The sequence below is a fragment of the Gammaproteobacteria bacterium genome, from assembly GCA_013696315.1.
In the GTDB taxonomy this organism is placed as follows: domain Bacteria; phylum Pseudomonadota; class Gammaproteobacteria; order JACCYU01; family JACCYU01; genus JACCYU01.
The window spans coordinates 1-5,765 of the sequence record JACCYU010000123.1 but is presented as its reverse complement, the minus strand read 5'-3'; the positions used below and the strand labels follow the sequence as shown (position 1 = coordinate 5,765).

Genomic DNA, 5,765 nt, shown 5'->3' with positions numbered 1-5,765 from the left:
ATTTACCTACTTTCAGCAGGTCGGCGGGCTGGACTGCCGGCCGGTCAGCGGTGAGATAACGTACGGACTCGAACGCATCGCCATGTATCTGCAGGAAGTGGAAAGCGTCTACGAGCTTGCGTGGACTGTCGGCGCCGAGGGCGTCGTTACCTATGGTGATGTGTTTCACCAGAACGAGGTGGAGCAATCGACTTACAATTTCGAACAGGCCGATGTCGATGCGTTGACGTCATGGTTCGAGACGTGCGAACGCGAAGGGCAGCGCCTGATCGCCGCGGGTCTGCCGCTGCCCGCGTACGAACAAACGCTCAAGGCGTCACACACGTTTAATCTGCTTGACTCGCGCCACGCTTTATCAGTGGGCGAACGGCAGCGGTATATCTTGAGGGTGAGGGGGTTGGCGCGCGCGGTGGCGCAAGCCTATTTTGCCGCGCGCGAGGCCTTGGGATTCCCACTGCTGCTGAATACCGCTAAAGCCGCAAATGGCTGACGAGCGGGACCTGCTGGTCGAAATCGGCACCGAAGAATTGCCGCCGCGCGCGCTGGCAACCCTTGCCGACGCACTCCGCGCCGGCATCGAGCAGGGGCTGGAGAGTGAAAACCTTCAGTTCGGAATCCCGGCGCACGGCAATAGTAGTCAGCAGCCCGCGCGCGTCAGCGAGCCCCTTCAAGAATCGGGGGCGGCGAGCGATGCAGGCGATGCATTCATAGATCGCGGTATCTATGCCTACGCAACGCCGCGGCGCCTGGCGGTTCACATCAAGAACGTCAGCACCCGGCAACCCGACCAGGACACGGTCATGCGCGGGCCCGCGCTCAAGGCGGCGTTCGATGCCGGTGGCCGACCCACCAAAGCCGCTTTAGGTTTCGCTCGCTCCTGCGGCGTCGAAGTGGAGAGCTTGCAGAAGCAGCAGACCGACCGTGGCGCGTGGCTCACCTTTCATCGCCGGAAGGTTGGAAGCCTGACCACGGACCTGCTAGCCCCCATTGTCAGCAAGGCGCTCGCCAATCTGCCCATCCCCAGACGCATGCGCTGGGGCGCGGGCGACGCCGAATTCGTGCGTCCGGTGCACTGGATTGTGCTGCTGTTCGGTGACGACGTGGTTGATGCTGAGATTCTGGGTATCAGGACCGGGCGCGAAACCCGAGGTCACCGATTCCACTGTCCCGAGCCTTTAACCATAGAGCGGCCTTCGGCATACATCGCGCTGCTGGAGACCAAAGGCAGGGTCGTGGCCGATTTCGGCGGGCGCCGTGAGCGGATTCGTCAGCAGGTCGAAGCGCTCGCGCATAAGCTGGGCGGCGCGACCAGAATCGATGCCGATTTGCTGGACGAGGTCACCGCACTGGTGGAATGGCCCAGCGCGCTCACGGGCAGTTTCGAGCCGCGTTTTCTGGCGTTGCCGCCGGAAGTCCTGATTACGACCATGCAGGATAACCAGCGATATTTTCCGGTCATGTCGCGAGATGATGGCCGGCTGCTGCCCCATTTTATCGCCGTCAGCAATATAGAAAGCATGCAGCCGCAACAGGTGCGCATCGGCAATGAACGTGTGATCCGGCCGCGCTTTAGCGATGCCGCGTTCTTCTGGGAACAGGATCGCAGGCGCAGCCTTGGGAGCCGTAAGGACCAGCTTAAGAAGGTCAGCTTTCAGGAGCGTCTGGGCAGTCTGTTCGACAAGACCGGGCGAGTGGAAACGCTAGTCGAATTTATCGCCGGCCAGATGGGTGTCGATGTGCGGCACGCGCGGCGCGCCGCGGAATTGTCCAAGTGCGACCTGTTGACTGACATGGTGTTCGAGTTCCCCGACTTGCAAGGTGTGATGGGGCGCCACTATGCGGCGTGCGACGGCGAACCCGCGGCTGTGTCGCTGGCGCTGGACGAGCAATACTGGCCCCGACGCGCTAATGATGAGTTACCGCGCAGTGGTGTTGGTCAGGTGCTCGCGCTCGCGGAGCGGGTGGACACCCTGCTCGGCATATTCGCCATCGGTTATCGGCCCTCCGGCGAGAAGGACCCTTTCGGGCTGCGCCGCGCGGCGCTTGGCGTCCTGCGCATTATGATCGAGCGCGAACTAGATCTGGATCTGGAGCAGACGTTGCACCAGGCGTGCGCCGTGCTGGCCGATAAAGTTAACGCCAAGTCGGCGGTGTCCGAGACCTTCGAATACATCATGGAGCGGCTAAAAGCCTATTACGCGGAGCGCGAAATTCAGCTTGACGTTATCAATGCGGTGATGGCGCGCCGTCCCGTACGTCCGCTTGACTTCGATCGGCGGGTACGCGCCGTAACGGCATTTCGCAATGTGGACGAGGCCGCCAGCCTTGCGGCAGCTAACAAGCGCATTGCCAACCTATTGCGAAAAGCGGCGCCGCTCGCATCGGCGGCCGTCGACCCCAGCCTCTTACGGGACAGTGCGGAGCAGGCTCTCTTCCAGCGGATGCAGGCACTCAGTGACGAGACCGCACCGCTGTTCAAGACCGGTGACTATCAGCAGGCGCTGCTGAAGCTGGCCGAGTTACAACAGCCCGTCGATCGATTCTTCGATGAGGTGCTCGTCATGGCCGAGGATAATGCGCTCAGACACAACCGGCTGGCGTTGCTGGCGCAGCTGCGCAGCCTGTTCTTGCGCACGGCTGATCTGTCGTACCTGCAATAAGTACATCTGGGACAAGGCGCGGCGCGCGTGCATTGATGCGCACTTGTGCTAACGTTTTTGCATGCGCGTAATCATTCTGGATCGTGACGGCGTCATCAATTACGATCACCCCGCTTACATCAAATCGCCCGAGGAATGGCGCCCGATTCACGGTAGCCTAGGTGCGATCGCACGGTTTACCAGGGGAGGTTATCGGGTGATGATCGCCAGTAACCAGTCGGGCCTTGGACGCGGCCTTTTCGACGTACCGGCGCTCGACGCGATACATAACGAGATGCGCGCCCGGCTGGCTTCGCTGGGTGGCCGCATCGACGCGATTTTCTATTGTCCGCACTTACCAAGCGATGGATGCAATTGTCGCAAGCCTGAACCAGGGCTGTTCTGGCAGATTGCCGCGCTTCCGGGTGTAAATTTGATGGACGCGCTCGCCGTCGGCGATTCGCTTCGTGATCTACAAGCGGCGGCGTCCGCGGGTGTTGAGACCGTGCTGGTGCGAACGGGCAATGGTGCACACACAGAAAGCATGGGCGGTGTGCCGGCCGGCGTGCGGGTATTCGACGATCTCGCTGGCGTCGCGGATCATTATCTGCCTCGCGCCAACTGACGTGCCGCAGGGTATGTCGCCGCACAATCCGGGGCTTTACCTTCGATCCGGCCTCTTCTCAATGTTGTTCGTGCTGTCGGTGGTGGTATACGCGGGGCTGGCGTTGCTAATCGCGCCGTTGCCTTTTTGCCATCGTTATCGGCTGTTGACTACCTGGGCCGATCTGAACCTGTGGTTTAGCGCCCACATCTGCCGACTCGATTACCAAGTCGAAGGACTGGAAAACATCCCCGATCGCCCCAGCATCATCATGGCTGCTCATCAGTCAACATGGGAGACCTTGGCCCTGCAACAACTCTTCCCGCCGCTGGCGTGGGTCATCAAGCGCGAATTGCTGTGGATACCGTTTTTCGGCTGGGGGTTGGCGTTGATCGCGCCGATCGCAATCGACCGCCGCACCGGGCGGATAGCATCTGAACAACTGATCGACAAGGGGTGTGCACGTCTCGAAAGCGGTCGCTGGGTCGTTGTATTTCCTCAGGGAACCCGTGTTTCGTTTGGCGAGCGGCCGGCCTACAAACTCGGCGGCGCGCGCCTGGCCGCCAGCGCGAATGCGCCGGTCGTACCGGTGGCGCATAACGCCGGGCGATACTGGCCGCGCCGGCGGTTTCTAAAATATCCGGGTACGATCACCGTCCGCATCGGCCCCGCGATACACCCGCATGGGAAATCTCCCGAGATGATTAGCGCGGAGGTAAAGCGCTGGATAGAGGCTACCGAAGCCTCACTTTGATAACACATCTAGCCTGGCCGGAGGGTCAATTGAAGAAACGGACGTGCTGTTGCGGACGCAAAAGCTCTCTAAAATTGATAAAGACAATTGGAATGATAGAAATTAATCATTTCATATAAGCTGCTTGTGGCGCTATAGTTAAAAAATGTGGAATATACGCAACGGAGATACGCGATGACAGCTAGTGCAGCATCATTGATGTCAGTGCCCGTCAACAGGATGCCACAATTGGTTGCGGGTGCATCCGCGGTTACGTCTGCCGACTACGGCCTCATTCTGAATCGAACCGAGCTGGCCCGCTACGATGGGCATATCGAAGAGTTACCTGTGCTGATCGCCTACAAAGGGCGAGTATATGACGTTACGGGTCGCAAGCCCTGGAATGGCGACAAGACGTGGCGACGGTACGCGGGACGCGATTGCACTGCAAAAGTGCGTGCGCATCCTCGCCACGATTCGTTACTGGATACGGTACCCTGTGTCGGGATGCTCGAAGACTGAAAGCGGCGCCAGTCAGTTGCGAGAAGCGCGCTTGCGCATTGACGCAGCAGGCGATCAGGCAGATTCACGACCGCCGTCAGTTGCCACGATGGGCCAGCAATTCATTGATGATCGGCGTGAGTATAATTTCCATGGCAAATCCCATTTTGCCCCCCGGCACCGCGATGGTGTTGCGTCGTGACATAAACGAATCTTTCAGCATTCCCAGCAGATACGGAAAATCCACGCCGAATTTTCGGGGCTCGCGAAACCGGATAATGACGAAGCTCTCATCGGCGGTAGGAATTTCGCGCGCCACGAAGGGATTGGACGTGTCGACCGTGGGTACTCGCTGAAAGTTGATGTCGGCAAACGAGAATTGCGGCGTGATGTATTGCACGTAGTCGCGCATGCGCCGCATGATCGTGTCCACCACCGCTTCGGTCGCATAGCCACGCACCAAGTTGTCGCGGTGAATTTTCTGTATCCATTCCAGATTGACAATCGGCACCACACCCACGAGCACGTCCACGTGGCCGGCGATGTCGATCTTGTCCGTTTTTACGCCGCCGTGCAGTCCTTCGTAAAACAATAAATCGGTATTCGGGCGGATATCCTCCCACGGCGTAAAATCACCCGGTTTCAATCCCTCGTAAACTGCGCCCTCCTCTTCCGAATGCAGGTAGAGCCGTCGTTTGCCCGTGCCATTCTTGCCGTAGTTTCTGAACAGGTCCTCGAGCCGGTCAAATAGATTCGCTTCGGCGCCGAAGTGGCTGAGACTGCGTCCCTCTCTCTCGGCCCGTTTGATTGCCTCTCCCATTTCGATCCGAGTGTAGCGATGAAAGCTGTCGCCTTCGATTACTACGGGATTGATGCCCTCGCGCAGGAAAATGTGCTCGAACGCATTCTTCACGGTAGAAGTGCCGGCGCCGGAAGAACCCGTAACCGCAACGATAGGATGTTTTTTGGACATGCTCCCTCCTGTAGCCGACCCGCTCAGGGCGCCTTATGCGCACGCATCCTAGCATGCACCAGGTCCAGCACTTTGCCAAAGTGCTCCCGGCCATGAACGCACGGTCGCGGTCATGTTCGCTTTGATGGCAAACTGCGGGCATGAGCCTCTCTTCTCTGCAAAGCCGCCTGCCGTTCTTGCGGGAATGGCCGGTGCTGGACCGTCACTCTTGTCGCGCGGATCTGTGGGCGGGATTTACCGGCGCCGTTATTGTTCTGCCACAGGGCGTTGCATTCGCGCTGCTCGCCGGATTGCCGCCGGAGTATGGAATCTACA

General features: G+C 59.4%; 7 protein-coding genes. 6 read left to right on the top strand and 1 reads right to left on the bottom strand.

What is annotated here, in order from left to right; translation table 11 throughout:
- The 5 genes from H0V34_07580 to H0V34_07560 form a co-directional block, all read left to right on the top strand.
- Positions 1-490: glycine--tRNA ligase subunit alpha (locus H0V34_07580; GenBank protein MBA2491561.1), on the top strand; the 490-nt coding region annotated here is incomplete at its 5' end.
- Positions 483-2,660: a glycine--tRNA ligase subunit beta gene (locus tag H0V34_07575; protein ID MBA2491560.1), complete on the top strand. Its 2,178-nt coding sequence runs from the start codon at positions 483-485 to the stop codon at positions 2,658-2,660. The genes H0V34_07580 and H0V34_07575, both read left to right, overlap by 8 nt.
- Positions 2,661-2,721: 61 nt before the next feature.
- Complete coding sequence (gene gmhB, locus H0V34_07570) at positions 2,722-3,264, top strand: D-glycero-beta-D-manno-heptose 1,7-bisphosphate 7-phosphatase (GenBank protein MBA2491559.1); 543 nt, start codon at positions 2,722-2,724, stop codon at positions 3,262-3,264.
- A gap of 13 nt (positions 3,265-3,277) precedes the next feature.
- Positions 3,278-3,997: a 1-acyl-sn-glycerol-3-phosphate acyltransferase gene (locus H0V34_07565; protein MBA2491558.1), complete on the top strand. Its 720-nt coding sequence runs from the start codon at positions 3,278-3,280 to the stop codon at positions 3,995-3,997.
- A gap of 219 nt (positions 3,998-4,216) precedes the next feature.
- Entirely contained in the window at positions 4,217-4,498 is a 282-nt protein-coding gene (locus H0V34_07560; GenBank protein ID MBA2491557.1) for a cytochrome B5, read from the top strand.
- Between the two features lie 76 nt (positions 4,499-4,574).
- Here H0V34_07560 and H0V34_07555 read toward each other — a convergent pair whose 3' ends face one another.
- Positions 4,575-5,450 carry a phosphoribulokinase gene (locus tag H0V34_07555; protein MBA2491556.1) on the bottom strand — a complete coding sequence of 292 codons (876 nt, stop codon included), beginning with the start codon at positions 5,448-5,450 and terminating at the stop codon, positions 4,575-4,577.
- 140 nt (positions 5,451-5,590) lie between these two features.
- Between H0V34_07555 and H0V34_07550 the strand changes: the two genes are divergently transcribed.
- Positions 5,591-5,765 (top strand): hypothetical protein (locus H0V34_07550; GenBank protein ID MBA2491555.1); only part of this gene is annotated, 175 nt, incomplete at its 3' end.

Excerpts from the sequence above, each read along its gene's own strand:
- H0V34_07565 (MBA2491558.1), top strand. The coding sequence starts at position 3,278 with ATGTCGCCGCACAATCCGGGGCTTTACCTTCGATCCGGCCTCTTCTCA.
- H0V34_07560 (MBA2491557.1), top strand. The coding sequence starts at position 4,217 with ATGCCACAATTGGTTGCGGGTGCATCCGCGGTTACGTCTGCCGACTAC.
- H0V34_07575 (MBA2491560.1), top strand. The coding sequence starts at position 483 with ATGGCTGACGAGCGGGACCTGCTGGTCGAAATCGGCACCGAAGAATTG.
- gmhB (MBA2491559.1), top strand. The coding sequence starts at position 2,722 with ATGCGCGTAATCATTCTGGATCGTGACGGCGTCATCAATTACGATCAC.
- H0V34_07555 (MBA2491556.1), bottom strand. The coding sequence starts at position 5,450 with ATGTCCAAAAAACATCCTATCGTTGCGGTTACGGGTTCTTCCGGCGCC.